The sequence below is a fragment of the Bacillus sp. COPE52 genome, assembly GCF_003355115.1.
In the GTDB taxonomy this organism is placed as follows: Bacteria; Bacillota; Bacilli; order Bacillales; family Bacillaceae_G; genus Bacillus_A; species Bacillus_A toyonensis.
Genome location: NZ_CP031292.1, coordinates 5,181,887 through 5,198,521 on the forward strand (window position 1 = coordinate 5,181,887; position 16,635 = coordinate 5,198,521).

12 protein-coding genes and 1 pseudogene are annotated in these 16,635 nt (G+C 37.7%); 4 read left to right on the top strand and 9 right to left on the bottom strand.

Annotated elements, in window-relative coordinates; translation table 11 throughout:
- Positions 1–13: 13 nt before the first annotated feature.
- A complete protein-coding gene (gene spo0F, locus DPQ31_RS26365; RefSeq protein WP_000398594.1) occupies positions 14–382 on the bottom strand; it encodes a sporulation initiation phosphotransferase Spo0F in 369 nt (122 codons plus the stop codon).
- 201 nt (positions 383–583) lie between these two features.
- Here spo0F and DPQ31_RS26370 point away from each other — a divergent pair, with 201 nt between their 5' ends.
- A complete protein-coding gene (locus DPQ31_RS26370; protein ID WP_000912396.1) occupies positions 584–1,108 on the top strand; it encodes a DUF2529 domain-containing protein in 525 nt (174 codons plus the stop codon).
- Between the two features lie 30 nt (positions 1,109–1,138).
- Here the strand turns inward: DPQ31_RS26370 and pyrG are convergent, their stop codons facing one another.
- The 8 genes and pseudogenes from pyrG to DPQ31_RS26410 form a co-directional block, all read right to left on the bottom strand.
- Positions 1,139–2,746, bottom strand: coding sequence for a CTP synthase (gene pyrG, locus DPQ31_RS26375; protein ID WP_000170441.1), 1,608 nt, complete (start codon positions 2,744–2,746; stop codon positions 1,139–1,141).
- A gap of 257 nt (positions 2,747–3,003) precedes the next feature.
- Positions 3,004–3,534, bottom strand: coding sequence for a DNA-directed RNA polymerase subunit delta (rpoE, locus tag DPQ31_RS26380; protein WP_001009769.1), 531 nt, complete (start codon positions 3,532–3,534; stop codon positions 3,004–3,006).
- Positions 3,535–3,824: 290 nt separating this feature from the next.
- Complete coding sequence (locus tag DPQ31_RS26385) at positions 3,825–4,454, bottom strand: TetR/AcrR family transcriptional regulator (protein ID WP_000238592.1); 630 nt, start codon at positions 4,452–4,454, stop codon at positions 3,825–3,827.
- Positions 4,455–4,520: 66 nt separating this feature from the next.
- Positions 4,521–5,660, bottom strand: coding sequence for an acyl-CoA dehydrogenase AcdA (gene acdA / locus DPQ31_RS26390; protein ID WP_000545536.1), 1,140 nt, complete (start codon positions 5,658–5,660; stop codon positions 4,521–4,523).
- A gap of 21 nt (positions 5,661–5,681) precedes the next feature.
- Positions 5,682–6,812 carry an acyl-CoA dehydrogenase gene (locus DPQ31_RS26395; protein ID WP_001011192.1) on the bottom strand — a complete coding sequence of 377 codons (1,131 nt, stop codon included), beginning with the start codon at positions 6,810–6,812 and terminating at the stop codon, positions 5,682–5,684.
- A 70-nt stretch (positions 6,813–6,882) separates the two neighbouring features.
- Positions 6,883–7,734 (bottom strand): 3-hydroxybutyryl-CoA dehydrogenase, encoded by an 852-nt coding sequence (locus DPQ31_RS26400; RefSeq protein WP_000538854.1) that lies wholly within the window; start codon positions 7,732–7,734, stop codon positions 6,883–6,885.
- A gap of 56 nt (positions 7,735–7,790) precedes the next feature.
- Positions 7,791–9,073 (bottom strand): annotated as a pseudogene (locus DPQ31_RS26405) (acetyl-CoA C-acetyltransferase).
- Between the two features lie 9 nt (positions 9,074–9,082).
- Positions 9,083–11,194, bottom strand: coding sequence for a (Fe-S)-binding protein (locus DPQ31_RS26410; protein WP_087950828.1), 2,112 nt, complete (start codon positions 11,192–11,194; stop codon positions 9,083–9,085).
- 447 nt (positions 11,195–11,641) lie between these two features.
- On the opposite strand from DPQ31_RS26410, the gene cls reads away from it, so the two are divergent.
- From cls to DPQ31_RS26425, 3 genes are all read left to right on the top strand, one after another.
- Positions 11,642–12,835 (top strand): cardiolipin synthase, encoded by a 1,194-nt coding sequence (cls, locus tag DPQ31_RS26415; protein ID WP_000499186.1) that lies wholly within the window; start codon positions 11,642–11,644, stop codon positions 12,833–12,835.
- 32 nt (positions 12,836–12,867) lie between these two features.
- Positions 12,868–13,821 carry a UV DNA damage repair endonuclease UvsE gene (uvsE, locus tag DPQ31_RS26420; RefSeq protein WP_140154198.1) on the top strand — a complete coding sequence of 318 codons (954 nt, stop codon included), beginning with the start codon at positions 12,868–12,870 and terminating at the stop codon, positions 13,819–13,821.
- A 126-nt stretch (positions 13,822–13,947) separates the two neighbouring features.
- Positions 13,948–16,626: a DUF4084 domain-containing protein gene (locus DPQ31_RS26425; RefSeq protein ID WP_208731231.1), complete on the top strand. Its 2,679-nt coding sequence runs from the start codon at positions 13,948–13,950 to the stop codon at positions 16,624–16,626.
- Positions 16,627–16,635: the final 9 nt, after the last annotated feature.

Sequence of the window (16,635 nt, forward strand, 5' to 3'; positions counted from 1 at the left end):
AAAAATTCATTTTTTACGCCTCTACAGCAAGCTCATTTCTCACCGCTTGACGAATTTCATCAATATCAAATGGTTTAGCAAAGTGCATTAAAGCTCCTAAATCTTTTGCCTCTTGGATCATATCAAGCTCTCCATAAGCAGTCATTAAAATTACTTTAATACTCTCATCAATTTCTTTTACATGCTTTAAAATCTCTATACCATCCATACCTGGAATTTTCATATCTAACACAACTAAATCTGGATTATCTTTTTTCACGATATCTAAAGCTTGAAATCCATTCGCTGCTTGGAACGTCTGATAACCTTCTTTTTGGAACACTTCATGTAATAACACACGAATGCCATATTGATCATCAACGATTAAAATTTTCCCTTCCATAACTCCCAACCTTTCTGTATAAATACAAGATTTAAAGCTTCTTATATCTTAACGATTTATTTTCGCTATTCTTTGGCAAATTCCTTCCTATTCTTTCTTATTTTACCGTTTCCTTTTTTGTTATGCTACCCTACGATTTCACCTTTCTAAAAAAATACACTATAATGAAAGCCGGCGAACACGTACGAAGGGAGTAACATTATGTTAAAAATTTTTTCGACTCAATTAAGTGGTTATTTCTCCAGAGTTTCTCAAAAAGAGGAAATGAATATAGAAGATAGCGCTCGTCTACTTGCTCAAGCATTAGTTGGCGATGGCTTCATTTATTTACATGGTACAAATGAAATGGATGGTGTTGTTGCTGAAGCACTATTCGGTGCTGAACCAATGCAGCAAGCGAAACGTTTATTTGAAAATGATAAAGAAGCAGAAGTAACTTCTGCAGACCGTGTACTTCTTATTAGCCGTTTTTCAACAGATGAAGAAGCGGTAAGTATTGCAAAAAAACTTCAAGAAGAAGGCCACTCTATCGTTGGAATCTCTGCTATTCAAGAAGGTATTGAATCACTGGAACAATATACAGATGTACATATTGATACAAAACTGTTAAAAGGTCTTATTCCAGACGATGAAGGTAATCGCTACGGATTCCCAAGTTTAATGATAGCCTTATTTGCTTATCACGGATTGAAATTTACAATTGATGAAATGTTAAACGAATATTAAAAAAAGCGCCCTATTTCAGGCGCTTTTTTATTACTTGCTCTCTTTATTCGTAATAGAAGCACTTACGAAATCATGGAACAATGGTTGTGGACGGTTTGGACGAGATACAAGTTCTGGGTGGAACTGTGCTGCCACGAACCAAGGGTGATCTTTTAATTCAATGATTTCAACTAGGCGACCGTCTGGGCTTGTACCAGAGAATACAAATCCTGCTTTTTCCATATCCGGACGGAATTGATTGTTGAACTCATAACGATGACGATGACGCTCATATACAACCGGCTCACTGTAAGCTCTATAAGCATTCGTTTCTTCAGAAAGCTTACATGGGTATAGACCAAGACGAAGTGTACCACCTAAGTCTTCTACATCTTTTTGCTCTGGTAATAAGTCGATGATTGCATAAGGTGTGTCAGGATTAATTTCAGAAGAGTTAGCTCCTTCTAATCCTAATACGTTACGTGCAAATTCGATTGATGCAAGTTGCATACCTAAGCAAATTCCTAAGAATGGAACTTTGTTTTCACGAGCATATTGAATTGCAACGATTTTACCTTCTACACCACGATCTCCAAAACCACCTGGCACAAGAATACCATCTGTGTCACCAACTAATTCTTTTACGTTCTCTGCTGTTACGTGCTCAGCGTTTACCCATTTCACTTCTACATCTGTGTCGAATGAATAACCTGCATGACGAAGTGCTTCTACAACAGAAATATATGCATCTTGAAGCTCTACGTATTTACCAACAAGAGCGATTTTTGTTTTCTTAGAAAGGTTACGTACTTTATCAACTAGCGCAGTCCACTCTGTCATATCTGCAGCTGGATTGTCTAATTTTAAGTGATCGCAAACGATTTGGTCCATGTTTTGCTCTTGAAGAGATAATGGAACCGCGTATAAAGTATCTGCATCGCGTGCTTCGATAACTGCTTTTGTATCGATGTCACAGAATAATGCAAGCTTGTCTTTCATATCTTGAGAAACAGGCAGTTCTGTACGAACAACGATAATATTTGGTTGAATACCTAAGCTACGAAGCTCTTTAACGCTATGTTGCGTTGGTTTTGTTTTCATTTCACCCGCTGCTTTTAAGTACGGGATTAACGTACAGTGAATGTACATTACATTGTCACGACCGATGTCGCTCTTAATTTGACGGATTGCTTCTAAGAATGGTAGAGACTCGATATCACCAACAGTTCCACCGATTTCTGTAATAACAACGTCCGCATTTGTTTCGCGACCAGAACGATATACACGTTCTTTAATTTCGTTAGTAATGTGAGGAATAACTTGAACTGTTCCTCCTAGATATTCACCACGACGCTCTTTTTGAAGAACTGAAGAGTAAATTTTACCTGTTGTTACGTTGCTGTATTTGTTTAAGTTGATGTCGATAAAACGTTCATAGTGACCAAGGTCTAAGTCCGTTTCTGCACCATCATCTGTTACGAATACCTCACCGTGTTGGTATGGGCTCATAGTCCCTGGGTCTACGTTAATGTACGGATCAAACTTTTGAATCGTTACGTTTAAACCACGATTTTTTAAAAGTCTTCCAAGAGATGCTGCTGTAATACCTTTACCTAAAGACGATACTACACCGCCTGTTACAAAAATATACTTAGTCATGAAAAAGCTCCCTTCTACCTTGTTGTTATATAATCACCGTTGCAAAGCGCAACGTATGTAGATAACACTGTATCTATCTTATTGTTAGACTCTTTTTGTATTCTAAACAAAAAACAAAAAAGAAAATTGCTCCCCTCATCACAAAAAGTAACAAGTAGGGAGCAATTTTCTTTTATATTTACACTTTAAAAGTATTATCGTCCTTTTTTAAAGAGCCCAAAAATGATTCTACATGGACGATAATGAAAAGTCAAGAACTACAGTTCTTCCTCTTCTTCTTCAGTTTCATCATACTCAAGTTCTTCTTCAGCGAAGTCATCTTCATCATCTTCATCTAAATCATCAAGATCATCGTCATCTCCGTCTTCTTCTTCAAGAACCTTGTCCAAATCTTCTACTTCTTCTTCTTCCTCTACATTTCCGTCTGCATCGTCGAAGTCATCTTCGTCTTCCATGTAGTCGTCAAAACCGTCCTCTTCAACTTTACGTTTCTTCTTCGGTTTTGGCTGAGGCAGAATTTCTTCATCGATTTGCTCATATGGGTACCAGCTACGTAGTCCCCAACGATTTTCTCCTAAATTAATGAAGCGTCCATCGATGTTTAAATCTGTATAAAATTGTGCGAGTTTCGCATTAACTTGCTCTTGAGATAGTCCCAGCACTTGAGCGATTTCTTTAACCAACTCGTTGAATGTCGTTGCTTGTCTTTTATCCCCTAAAACGCTATGTACAACTTCAATCATTGAACATTCTTTTAGCTCTTCTGGTGAATATTGCTTAAAATTCACTTATGCGGCACTTCCTTTCATCAAATATAACCTTATATATAACGGTCTGCTTAAAAAAATCCATACTATTCATTATAAACAAAAGTCGCACAAATATGCTACAAAAAAAACGGGAAACTTTTATCCCGCTATTTGCGAGCAGTAAAACTCCCGCCTCAACATTCGGCTGGAGCAAAGAAGTTAGGCGGAAGCCCCGCTACCTGTAAACGCCTGATTTGTGAAGGCTACTAATCAGCTTTGGATGAACACCCTCACTTTATATAGTAATAAAATTATAATTTTTCCATTCCTTACTTCGGAAGCATATGCGCCCCTTGCAACACATACCTAATTTGCATTTCTGTATATTCTTCGAGCGTATACAGTTTTTGCAGCGCCCAACGTCTAAATCCCCACATCTGTCCTTGTATGAAAATGTTATGTGCAAGAAGCTGTATTTCTTTTTTATTTAATATAAATGTTCCATTTTCTGTACATTGTTCTAAAATATTCTCAAACATTCCTACCATTTGAAACTCTTTCTCTAGTACGTATGGGAGTGATTCTTTCGGTAAAAACCGTACTTCTTGATACATGATTAATACTTCTTCTTGCAATTCGTCCATCACTTTAAAGTAATTTGTTATCGCTATTTTTAAACTGTCTATACTTCCTTTCTCCGTGCATACTACTTCCTCTAATCGTTCTTTTACATGTTCATAAATACTATCACAAACTAAATATAACACGTCATCTTTCGTACGAATGTATTCATATAGTGTTCCGATACTAAATCCGGCCGCTTTTGCAATCTCTCTCGTTGTTGTACGCGGGAATCCTTTTTGCTTAAACAGTTGCACCGCACCTTTAATCATTTGTTCACGCCTTAACGCAACTAATTTTTCATCTTTTACTGACGCATGCACATTATGTTTAACCATCCCCTTCACCTCTCTCTATTATTTTTTGGAAGGAAAAAGCGTAGGAAAATACCTACGCCTTTGCCCCTACTTCGTTAACATACGAGAAATTACGAGCCTTTGAATTTCTTGTGTTCCTTCATAAATCTGTGTAATCTTTGCATCTCGCATATAACGCTCTACTGGATAATCTTTCGTATAACCGTAACCACCAAATACTTGCACAGCTTCAGTCGTCACCTTCATCGCTGTATCACCTGCAAATACTTTTGACATCGCTGACTCTTTCCCATATGGAAGCCCTTCCGATTCAAGCCACGCAGCTTGATATGTTAAAAGGCGCGCAGCCTCTACATCCGTTGCCATATCCGCAAGTTTAAAGCCAATCCCTTGCTGCGCCGCAATCGGCTTTCCAAATTGATGGCGCTCTCTTGCATATTCTACAGAAGCATCTAAAGCCCCTTGTGCAATACCAACTGCTTGTGCAGCAATACCGTTACGACCGCCATCTAACGTTTGCATTGCAATCTTAAATCCTTGCCCTTCTTCTCCTAGTAGATTTTCTACAGGAATACGGCAATCTTCAAACATAATTTCAGTCGTTGGCGAAGAGCGAATCCCTAGTTTACTTTCCTTCTTCCCAACCGAAAATCCTAGCGTGTCGCTTTCCACAATAAATGCGCTCGTGCCGCGCTGCTTCGATTCAGGATCTGTTAACGCAAAAACAACATAAATGTCAGCAATACCGCCATTTGTAATGAAAATTTTCGATCCATTTAATATGTAATGGTCTCCATCTCTTTTGGCGATTGTCTTCATTCCACCAGCATCTGATCCAGAACTCGGTTCTGTTAAACCGTATGCACCAATTTTCTTCCCTTCAGCCATCGGTCGCAAAAACTTTTGCTTTTGCTCCTCCGTTCCGAATTTAAAAATCGGCCACCCAGCAAGTGAAGTATGCGCGGACAGCGTTACACCTGTAGAAGCACAAACGCGTGATAATTCTTCGATCGCAATTACGTACGCTAAGTAATCGCTTCCAATTCCACCATACTCTTCAGGCCATGGAATACCTGTCAAACCAAGCTCAGCCATATGATCAAATAGCTCGCGGTCAAATCTCTCTTCCTCATCACGCTCAGCTGCCGTTGGTGCTACTTCGTTCTTAGCAAAATCCCGAACCATTTTTCTTATCATTTCATGTTCTTCTGATAATTTAAAATGCATTTCCGTCTCCCCCTCTTCCCTTTATAAAGCACGGCTAATAACAAGTTTTTGTATCTCACTCGTTCCTTCATAAATTTGCGTAATCTTCGCATCACGGAAAAATCTCTCTACCGGATAATCTTTCGTATAACCGTAACCGCCAAATACTTGTACCGCTTCAATTGCAACTTCAACTGCTGTCTTAGAAGCAAATAACTTCGCAATAGACGCTTCTTTACCGCATGGTAATCCTTGTGCTCTAAGCGATGCAGCCCTATATACAAGTAATCGCGCCGCCTCCACACTTGTCGCCATATCTGCAAGTTTGAAGCCAATCCCTTGCTGCGCCGCAATCGGCTTCCCGAATTGCTCTCGTTCCTTTGCATAATCTATCGCACATGCGAGCGCCGCTTCCGCGATCCCTAACGCCTGCGCCCCGATTCCAATTCGTCCAACATCTAAATTCGCCATCGCTACCTTGAATCCTTGTCCCTCTTCACCGAGTAAATTCTCAGCCGGCACTATCATATCTTCGAACGTAAGTTGAACTGTACGAGAACCGAGAAGTCCCATCTTATGTTCATCTTTTCCGATAATTAAGCCTGGCGTATCTTTCTCTACAATAAATGCAGAAATACCACTTTTTCCTGCATCTGGATTTGTAGAAGCGAAAACGATGTATGTACTTGCTTCGCCGCCATTTGTAATAAATACTTTCGATCCATTAATGATGTAATTATCACCTTTCTTGACAGCTCGTGATTTCAAACTCCCTGCATCTGATCCAGCATTTGGCTCAGTTAAGGCGAATGCACCTAAATATTCACCAGCCGCAAGCTTAGAAACATACTTCTGCTTCTGCTCTTCTGTTCCAAAGTATAAAATCGGGTTCATTCCAACTGACGTATGTACAGCTAAAATTACACCAACCGTTGCGCTTACTTTTGAGATTTCCTCAATTGCTAAAATGTAAGAAATAAAATCCATTTCTGCGCCGCCGTATTTTGCAGGCGCTGGAATACCCATTAATCCAAGCTCACCCATCTTTTGCAAAATCTCTGTCGGGAACACCCCTTGTTCCATGCTAGGAACAAAGGGTGCTATTTCCTTCTGTGCAAAATCCCGAACCATTTTCCTCATCATCTGTTGCTCTTCATTAAAACGAAAGTTCATATACTCCGCCTCCATTTGCTATATATCTTTTAACAAGTTGGTAAGACCACTACTCTATACAAGGAGGGATTTACTCATAAACGTAGAAACCACGGCCCGTTTTACGCCCTAACCACCCTGCATTTACGTACTTACGTAGTAATGGACATGGGCGATATTTACTATCTCCTAATCCTTCATGCAACACTTCCATAATGTATAAACACGTATCTAAACCGATAAAATCAGCGAGCGTTAAAGGGCCCATCGGATGATTCATGCCAAGTTTCATTACTTCATCAATCGCTTCTTTCGTCGCTACACCTTCATATAACGTATAGATTGCTTCGTTAATCATCGGTAATAAAATACGGTTCGATACAAACCCTGGGAAATCATTTACTTCAACTGGTACTTTCCCAATTTTCTTCGTAATATCTTCAATCGTTTCATATACCGCATCATCTGTAGCCAATCCACGAATAATTTCAACAAGCTTCATAACGGGAACTGGATTCATAAAGTGCATACCGATTACTTTTTCTGGGCGTTTCGTTACCGCTGCAATTTCAGTAATTGGAAGAGATGACGTATTCGTTGCTAAAATTGTATGATCTGGAGCAATTTCATCTAAATTCGCAAATATTTTCTTTTTAATATCCATTTTCTCAACAGCTGCTTCAATAACAAGATCAGCTTCTTTCACACAATCTAAATCAAGCGTTACTGTAAGACGATTTAACGTTTCCTCTTTCTCTTCTTCCTTCATGCGTCCTTTTTCTACTTGACGCACTAAGTTTTTCGTAATGATAGCTAACCCTCTATCTAATTGCTCTTGTTTTAAATCTTGAATCTTCACATCATATCCTGCCATTGCACATACTTGCGCAATTCCCGATCCCATTTGTCCCGCACCAATTACAACTATTTTTTGTACACCCATTCTTTCTTCCCCCTTAATATAAGTCTGTAATAAATGAATCGTTTTCTCGCCGTAAATTAATGAACCTCAATCATCACTGCATCACCTTGACCGCCACCGCTACAAATCGAAGCAATTCCAATTCCGCCGCCGCGCTGCTTCAGTGCATGGATAAGTGTAACGATAATACGCGCTCCGCTTGCTCCAATTGGGTGTCCCATTGCAACCGCGCCGCCATTTACATTCAATTTTTCTGGGTCAATACCTGCAATCTCTGTACTCGCAATTGCTACTGCCGCAAACGCTTCATTAATCTCGAATAAATCGATGTCTTCAATTGTCTTGCCGGTCTTTTTCAATAATTCGTTAATTGCATAACCTGGCGTTCTTGGGAAATCTTTTGATTCTACCGCGATTGCCGTATGTGCTAAAATCGTCGCCAAAGGCTTTCTTCCTTCTTGCTTCGCTCTGTCCTCGCTCATTAATACAAGTGCAGCACCGCCATCATTCAGTCCTGGAGCGTTACCAGCTGTTACTGACGATGTCTTATCAAATACAGGTTTTAATTTCGCTAACTTTTCAATTGTTGTATCTTCACGCGGCGCCTCATCTTTAGCAACAACAATAGGATCGCCTTTTCTTTGCGGAATTGTTACTGGTACAATTTCCTCTTCAAAGCGCCCTTCTTTATGCGCTGAAACCGCACGCTGATGACTACGATATGCCCATTCATCTTGGGCTTCGCGAGAGATTCCGTCTTCCTTCGCAACTTCGCCGCCATAAACGCCCATGTGTATGCCTGAAAATGCGCATGTTAAACCATCTGCAACATTTAAATCGATAACTTCGTTGTTACCCATTCTGTATCCCCATCTTGCACCTCGTAAAATGTAAGGACTGTTACTCATCGATTCCATTCCACCAGCTACAATAAGTGATTGATCACCAGTACGAATAATTTGATCTGCTAACGTAACCGCACGAAGTCCCGATGCACAAACTTTATTTACTGTTTCCGTCTGCACTTCCCAAGGGATTCCAGCAGCTCTCGCAGCTTGACGAGATGGAATTTGCCCCTGTCCACCTTGAATAACCGTTCCAAATATAACTTCTTCAACATCACTAGCAGAAACATCTGCTCTTTCAAGCGCTGCTTTAATTGCAATTCCTCCAAGTTCTGTTGCCTTCACATCTTTTAAAGATCCTCCAAATTTTCCAACCGGTGTTCTTGCAGCACTTAAAATAACTGTCTTATTCATGTTTCTTTCCCCCGTTTCTTTTTTAGTACCGAGCGCTCGCTCGGTATCCTTGCGTTGAGAAGAGGTGCAATAATTGCACCTCTTTCTAAAGTTGTATACATGCTTACAAACTACATTGCTTCTTTCTTCTGTCCGATAACAGATCGTTCTAAAATCTCTGTTACATCAAGTGTTTGAACTTTCTCTTCTACTTCCTTCGCTTTCGTCCCATCACTAATCATCGTTAAGCAATACGGACAACCTGTACCGATAATGGATGGTTGCACAGCTAGTGCTTGTTCTGTACGAGCAACGTTAATACGAGAACCCGTTGTCTCCTCCATCCACATTAAGCCACCACCTGCGCCACAGCACATTCCTGTTTCACGGTTACGTGCCATTTCTACAAGATTCACACCAGGAATTGCTTTCAAAATATCGCGCGGTGCTTCGTACACTTCGTTGTATCGTCCTAAATAACAGGAATCATGGTACGTAACTGTCTCCTCAATAGCGTGAACAGGTTTTAAGAGTCCTTCCTTCACCCACTGAGCTAACAATTCTGTATGATGATAGACTTCTGCTTGTAAGCCAAAGTCTGGATACTCATTTTTGAATGTGTTATAAGCATGAGGATCAATCGTAACGATTTTCTTCACTCCTGCTTTTTCAAATTCTTCGATATTCTTTGTTGCCATCTCTTGGAATACGAACTCATTTCCAAGGCGGCGCGGTGTATCTCCAGAGTTCTTTTCTTTATTACCAAGAATCGCGAATGAGACGCCTGCTTCGTTCATTAACTTCGCAAACGATATCGCAATCTTCTGACTACGATTGTCATATGATCCCATCGAACCTACCCAGAATAAATATTCGAACTCCTCGCCAGCTTTTGATTTTTCTTTTACAGTCGGAACTGTTACTTCATCATCACCTTGGCGCCATGTTTCACGCTCTTTACGGTTCAGACCCCATGGATTCCCTTGACGCTCGATATTCGTCATCGCACGCTGCGCTTCCGCATCCATCTTTCCTTCTGTTAAAACAAGATAGCGGCGTAAATCAATAATTTTGTCAACATGCTCATTCATAACCGGACACTGATCTTCACAGTTACGGCACGTTGTACAAGCCCAAATTTCTTCTTCTGTAATAACATCTCCGATTAAACTCGGATCGTAAGCTAGCGCTGTAGCTGCTGATTCTTGCTGCCCTTTTCCAGCTGCCATCATCGCTAATTGATTTCCTTGTGTATTATTAAAAGCAACTACTGGAACCCAAGGTGCTTTCGATGTTACCGCCGCTCCTTTATCAGTTAAATGATCCCGAAGTTTTAAAATTAAATCCATCGGTGATAACATTTTTCCTGTTCCTGTTGCCGGACACATATTTGTACAGCGCCCACACTCTACACAAGCGTATAAATCAATAAGCTGATTTTGTCTAAAGTCTTCAATTTTACCAACACCAAATGTTTCTTGCGTTTCATCTTCAAAATCAATCTTTTCAAGCTTCCCTGGATTTGAGAGACGACCGAAGAAAACGTTAGCTGGTCCAGCAATTAAATGTGCATGTTTTGATTGTGGAACATAGACTAAAAATGTTAACAAAATTAGTAGATGCACCCACCAAGAAAAATAGAACACTGAAATGGCTACGGTTTCATTTATTCCCGAGAAAACGTAAGCGATTGCAGAAGCAATCGGTTCACTCCATGAAAGTTCCTCGCCGTGCCATATAATTCCCATCCCATTACCAAGTAGTACAGAAATCATTAAACCACCGATAAAGATAAGAACAAGACCTGATTTAAAATTACGTTTCAAACGAACTAGCTTCTCAACATAACGTCTATGAAAAGCCCAAAAGACTGCGATTAATATAACGAGTGTGACAATTTCCTGGAAGAATGTAAATGCAGGGTATAGTGGTCCAAGTGGAAGATGCGATCCTGGTGCGAGTCCTTTCCAAACGAAGTCAATTGCTCCAAATTGGACAAGAATAAATCCGTAAAAAAACATAACGTGAATAATGCCGCTCTTTTTATCTTTCAGCAGCTTTTTCTGACCGAAAACATTGACCTTAAGAAGATCCCAACGTTCTTTGAAGCGACGGTCAAATTCAATCTTTTTTCCTAATTGTATGTAGGCCATTCTCGTTCGTATAAGATATACAAACAAATATCCCGCATAAGCAATAACAGCAATGGCAGCCAGCCAATTCATGATCAGTAAGCTATTCATTTTTATGCTACCCCTCTCTTTGTAAGCCTTCTTTCTTTTTTAGAATCTTCAAAAACATATAATTTTCTGAATTTTATCCCCTACCTTCATTATATAATGAGTGAGCATTCAGTCAACAGTTTTTTGTTATACAACAACATATTTTTTAATAAACCTGTTTATTTGGGTGAAACTATAAAGTGAAACTTTAGTCAGTGGGGACTGTCCATCCCCCACTAATTATTAGTTAAATCAATCGGGCTTTTACGGGCAGTTGATTTCAACCTAGCTTCCTCGTATTCAGCGGATTTTAAGGCGATTGTCTTACTGTCCGTTGAAGCGGGATAAAGTGAAACTTTAATGAACAAACCGTGCTATCTTCTAGTTAAATTTTTGGTAGCATTCTTACTCCCCATATCATTTGTAACACACTGAAGGTGAAAAGAATGCAAAGGAGGGACTTCACTCATGTTCTATTTCTCTCTCTTATTCATATGCGTTACTCTTTGGATCACAATTGACCTTTCATATGGGAGACTTCTTCATTTAAAACGTGTGCGTTCCCGTACTTTCCCTTTACGTCAAAGTGATTTTCACCTTTATACATATGGGAAAGATTTATACGATGCTTTATTTACTGATATAAAACAAGCCCAGCACCACATTCACGTTTTATTCTTCATTGTAAAAAATGATAAGATCAGTCGTGAATTTTTAAAGTTACTTATTGATAAGGCAAAAGAAGGCATTGAAGTAAGACTGTTACTTGATCGATTTGGTAGCCATTATTTATCAAATGAAGCAATTCGTTCCCTACAAAAACATGGTGTCTCTTTTTCTTTTTGTCATAAAGTCAGATTCCCTTTCCCTTTCTTTTCTGCCAATCAACGCAATCATAGAAAAATTACAGTGATTGACGGGAAAATTAGTTATATTGGGGGATTTAATATCGGCGAGGAATATTTGGGACATAATGAGCAATTAGGATTATGGCGAGACTATCATTTACGTCTTACAGGAGAAGGCGTTCAAGATTTACAAAAACAATTTTTACATGACTGGTTGGATGATACGAACCAAAATTTATTGGATGCTCCTCTTTATTTTCCGAAACAGGAACCTGGTACCATCCTACATCAATTCATTCCAACCGATGGTGCCTATTTACAACATACCTTTTTACATTTAATTAAAAGTGCGAAAAAGGAACTTTTTATCGGTACACCATATTTCATTCCTGGCAAAAAAATTATGAACGCTCTATTAAAAGCACGAGAAAGAGGGGTCCAAATAACAATTCTCGTTCCAGAAAAGGCTGATCATGCCCTCGTTCGAGAAGCGAAATTCCCGTACTGCCGAAAGTTAATACGGGCTGGTTGCAATATTTACGCATTTCAACAAGGTTTTTTTCACGCTAAAGTTATTATAGTGGACGATGATATTTGCGATGTTGGAACTGCAAACTTTGATATGAGAAGTTTATATAGTAACCATGAAATCAACTGCCTCTTATATGATAGGCACTTCATACAGGTGGTAAAAAATAAATTCCATGAAGATTTAAAAAATGCGTCATTACTTTCCTATGACGATGTCAGCCCGCTTTCCCTTATAGATAGAGGAAAGGAATGGATAGGAACGATACTTGCTTTCTTCTTATAAGAAAGGTGATGAATAAAAGAGGTGTATTCCTTATGATTATGCGGTTTGGATACGTCTCACATGCAATGGCATTGTGGGACTGTTCTCCTGCTAAAACGATGACATTTACAACTTTTAAAAAACTCAATAAACAAGAGCGAGAGGATAAACTATACGATGTTACAAGGCAAAATTTAGAACATACAATACGTATCCTTCATTACAATATCGCACATGAAATCCCATTATATCGTCTTTCTTCTTCCATCGTTCCACTTGCAACACACCCTGAAGTTGAATTTGATTATATTGGAGCATTCATGCCGCTTTGGCGTAAAATAGGGTCGTTAATTCAAGAGCACAATTTACGAGTAAGTTTTCACCCAAATCAATTTACATTATTCACAAGCGATAAGCCGCATATTACAACTAATGCAGTTACGGATATGACCTATCATTATAAAGTATTACATGCGATAGGAATTGCAGATTCTTCTTACATTAACATTCATGTAGGTGGTGCCTACGGAAATAAAGAAGCAGCAGTTGGACGCTTCCATGAAAACATAAAAAAACTTCCTGCACATATAAAAAAACAAATGACTCTAGAAAATGATGATAAAACATATACAACTGCTGAAACTTTATCAATTTGCCAAAAAGAAAAGATCCCTTTCGTATTTGATTATCATCATCACATGGCTAATCTTTGCGAAGAATCACTAGAAGAATTACTTCCTGCAATTTTTGAAACTTGGTCACATACAAATATCCCACCTAAAGTTCATATTTCCTCTCCTAAATCAGAAAAAGAATTTAGGGCTCATGCAGATTATATTAATTTAGAATTTATTAAGCCCTTTTTACACATTGCAAAAAAAATTAATTATAATTTTGATATTATGATTGAAAGTAAACAGAAAGATTTAGCAATGTTACAATTAATAAGTGAGCTTTCTTCTATAAAAGGAATCAAAAGAATAAATGGCGCAACATTACAATGGTAAATTGTCATGTTGCGTTGTTTTTTTCAAAAAGTAATTCTTATAGTAAAAAAGTTCCTATTTTATATGATATTATTTAAATTAGCATTTTCATCCTGCGATTCAACTTTATTGAAACGGAGTCATCATATGATTAATCAAAAAAAATATGTACAATTTGTCATGATGTATATAATTGTATTTTCTCTTTGGATATTCCTTATTCCTAAGGACTTACATATAAAAGAAATTGGAATTCTCTTCTTATTTTGTTTTGCTACATTCTTTTCTTGTAATTGCTTATATAAAGCAATTAAGAAGATGAAGCGCGGTGACAAACTATTTTGGGTTTTAATACTGTGCACTTGCCTATGTGGATTGACTATGGAGATAACTTTATTTCTTCATTCACTTTCTATATATGAACAAGTTTTATTCTCATATAGAGCATTACCCTTTTTTATCATACAATATGTTTTGCTCTTTTCTGGCTTTGCTATAAAGTTCATAAAACATTACTCTATTAGGGGCCTTGCACAGTTTTCATTCGATAGCATCTTTATCATTATTATGAATATTTATTTTACCTTAACCTTTATTTTGGACATTTCAAGTTTCCGCATGCTAACAACGGATACGTGGATTTTAATTAGCTACTTTATTGCACAATCATTAGTAATTTATGCCGTTATTAGCTTATATAGAAGAGAACAATATTCTTCTAGTAGAATCTCATTAATTATCGGCTTTACTATCATACTCGTGTATGGATATATACACCTGTTCCAGTTAAACAAAGGAATGGAAACTTCTTCTGAAGTCTCTTATTTAATACATACCGCTTCAATTTTATTAATCGGTTTATCTTCTATACTATATATTTTAGATAAACCAATACAACATGAAACAAAAACGAAATATTATCGATTTGATTATGTACGCTTTATATTACCTTATTTTAGTATAATCATTACTTTTTCCTTTATTATCATTCAACCTTGGGACGATAAATTCATGTTAATTGGTCTCGTATTATCACTCATCTTGTTATTCTTACGACAACTTTACATGTGGAAAGATAATCAAGCATTAATTGATACGTACGAACAGTTGACTACACAACTAGAGGGTGAAGTTGAAGAAGGTGCTTCTGCGTTATCAAAAAGTGAACAACGTTATAAATCTTTATTTGAAGATCATCCTGATGCCGTTTTCTCTTTAAATATGCATGGTATTTTTCAGCAATCTAATACAGCTTGTGAAAGCTTATTTACTGCTTACTATTGTGAAGTAGCAAGCTATTCCCTTCTGCACTTTATTGATCCAAAAGATCATGATTTACTAAAAAGGGCGTTACAAATAACAAAAGAAGGTAGGCCACAAACTTTAGAGGTTCGTACGAAAGAAAAAGAAGGCTATTACTATTACCTTCACATTACACTCATCCCTACCTTTATAAATAAAGAAGTTGTTGGGATGTTTGGGATAGCGCGTGATATTACAACTTTATATGAAAAACAAAAACAAGTAGAACATTTAGCTTTTCATGATGCACTTACTGGATTACCAAATCGCCGCAAATTCGAAAAAGATTTAAAGGCTATTTTAAATACAGCTCAAACTAGTGCAAATGATATTGCCGTCATGTTCCTCGACTTAGATCGATTTAAAAAAATTAACGATCGACTCGGTCATGATGTCGGAGATTTATTATTAATTGAAGTAGCAAAAAGATTACGCGGATGTTTGCGTTCAAAGGATATTGTTGCCCGTCAAGGCGGAGATGAATTTACAATCCTATTACCAGATATGTACTCAGAAAAAAGTGCTACTTTTATAGCTGAACAGATTTTAACCATCTTAAACAAGCCATTCTTCATTAAAGATGAAGAACTATCTATTACACCAAGCATCGGCATCGCAATGTATCCTGATTATGGAAATGATGTAACCGAATTAATGAAAAATGCTGATATGGCTATGTATCGCGCGAAAGCAAATGGAAAAAATCGATTTGTTTTCTTCTCAAAAGAAATAAGTATTGCGCAAAATGAGATTCAATTCTTAGAAGGCGAACTTTCAAAAGCATTACAACAAAATGAATTTTTCCTTGAATACCAACCACAAGTAAGCACAAAAACAAAACAAATTATCGGTTTTGAAGCGTTAATTCGTTGGAAGCATCCAAAACTAGGCATCGTATCTCCTGCCCAATTTATCCCTCTAGCAGAGGAAACAGGTTTTATTATTGAACTAGGCAATTGGATTTTACGCACAGCTTGCTTGGAAGCAAGAAAGTGGCATAAACAAGGATTTTCCCACTTAAAAGTTGGTGTGAATTTATCTGTTGTTCAATTTAACCATGCAAATTTAATCTCAACTATTTCAAAAGTGTTAGAAGAAACACAGTTAAAACCAGAAGCACTAGATATTGAAATTACGGAAAGTATCGCTATTAATCAAAATCAATCTGTAATTGCAAAGCTAGAACAGCTTCAAAATCTCGGTATTCAAATTTCAATAGATGACTTTGGAACTGGTTATAGTTCTTTAGCTTATTTAACAAAATACCCAATCAACACATTAAAAATTGCTCGAGAATTTATTTGTGGAATTACAACAAGTCCTTTAGAGGAAGCAATTATCTCTTCCATTATTACACTATCAAAAGAATTAAATTTAGAAGTTATTGCAGAAGGTGTAGAAACAGAAGAACAATGGAAATTTCTATATGAACAAAACTGTGACCACATTCAAGGATTCTTTATTAGCAAACCTGTTTCTAGTAAAGACGTTTGGATGTTACTCCATAAAAAAACAACCGCCTAAGTAAGACGG

Coding starts and splice junctions, on each gene's coding strand:
- spo0F (WP_000398594.1), bottom strand. CDS start 382: ATGGAAGGGAAAATTTTAATCGTTGATGATCAATATGGCATTCGTGTG.
- DPQ31_RS26370 (WP_000912396.1), top strand. CDS start 584: ATGTTAAAAATTTTTTCGACTCAATTAAGTGGTTATTTCTCCAGAGTT.
- pyrG (WP_000170441.1), bottom strand. CDS start 2,746: ATGACTAAGTATATTTTTGTAACAGGCGGTGTAGTATCGTCTTTAGGT.
- DPQ31_RS26385 (WP_000238592.1), bottom strand. CDS start 4,454: ATGGTTAAACATAATGTGCATGCGTCAGTAAAAGATGAAAAATTAGTT.
- acdA (WP_000545536.1), bottom strand. CDS start 5,660: ATGCATTTTAAATTATCAGAAGAACATGAAATGATAAGAAAAATGGTT.
- DPQ31_RS26395 (WP_001011192.1), bottom strand. CDS start 6,812: ATGAACTTTCGTTTTAATGAAGAGCAACAGATGATGAGGAAAATGGTT.
- DPQ31_RS26400 (WP_000538854.1), bottom strand. CDS start 7,734: ATGGGTGTACAAAAAATAGTTGTAATTGGTGCGGGACAAATGGGATCG.
- DPQ31_RS26410 (WP_087950828.1), bottom strand. CDS start 11,194: ATGAATAGCTTACTGATCATGAATTGGCTGGCTGCCATTGCTGTTATT.
- cls (WP_000499186.1), top strand. CDS start 11,642: ATGTTCTATTTCTCTCTCTTATTCATATGCGTTACTCTTTGGATCACA.
- uvsE (WP_140154198.1), top strand. CDS start 12,868: ATGATTATGCGGTTTGGATACGTCTCACATGCAATGGCATTGTGGGAC.
- DPQ31_RS26425 (WP_208731231.1), top strand. CDS start 13,948: ATGATTAATCAAAAAAAATATGTACAATTTGTCATGATGTATATAATT.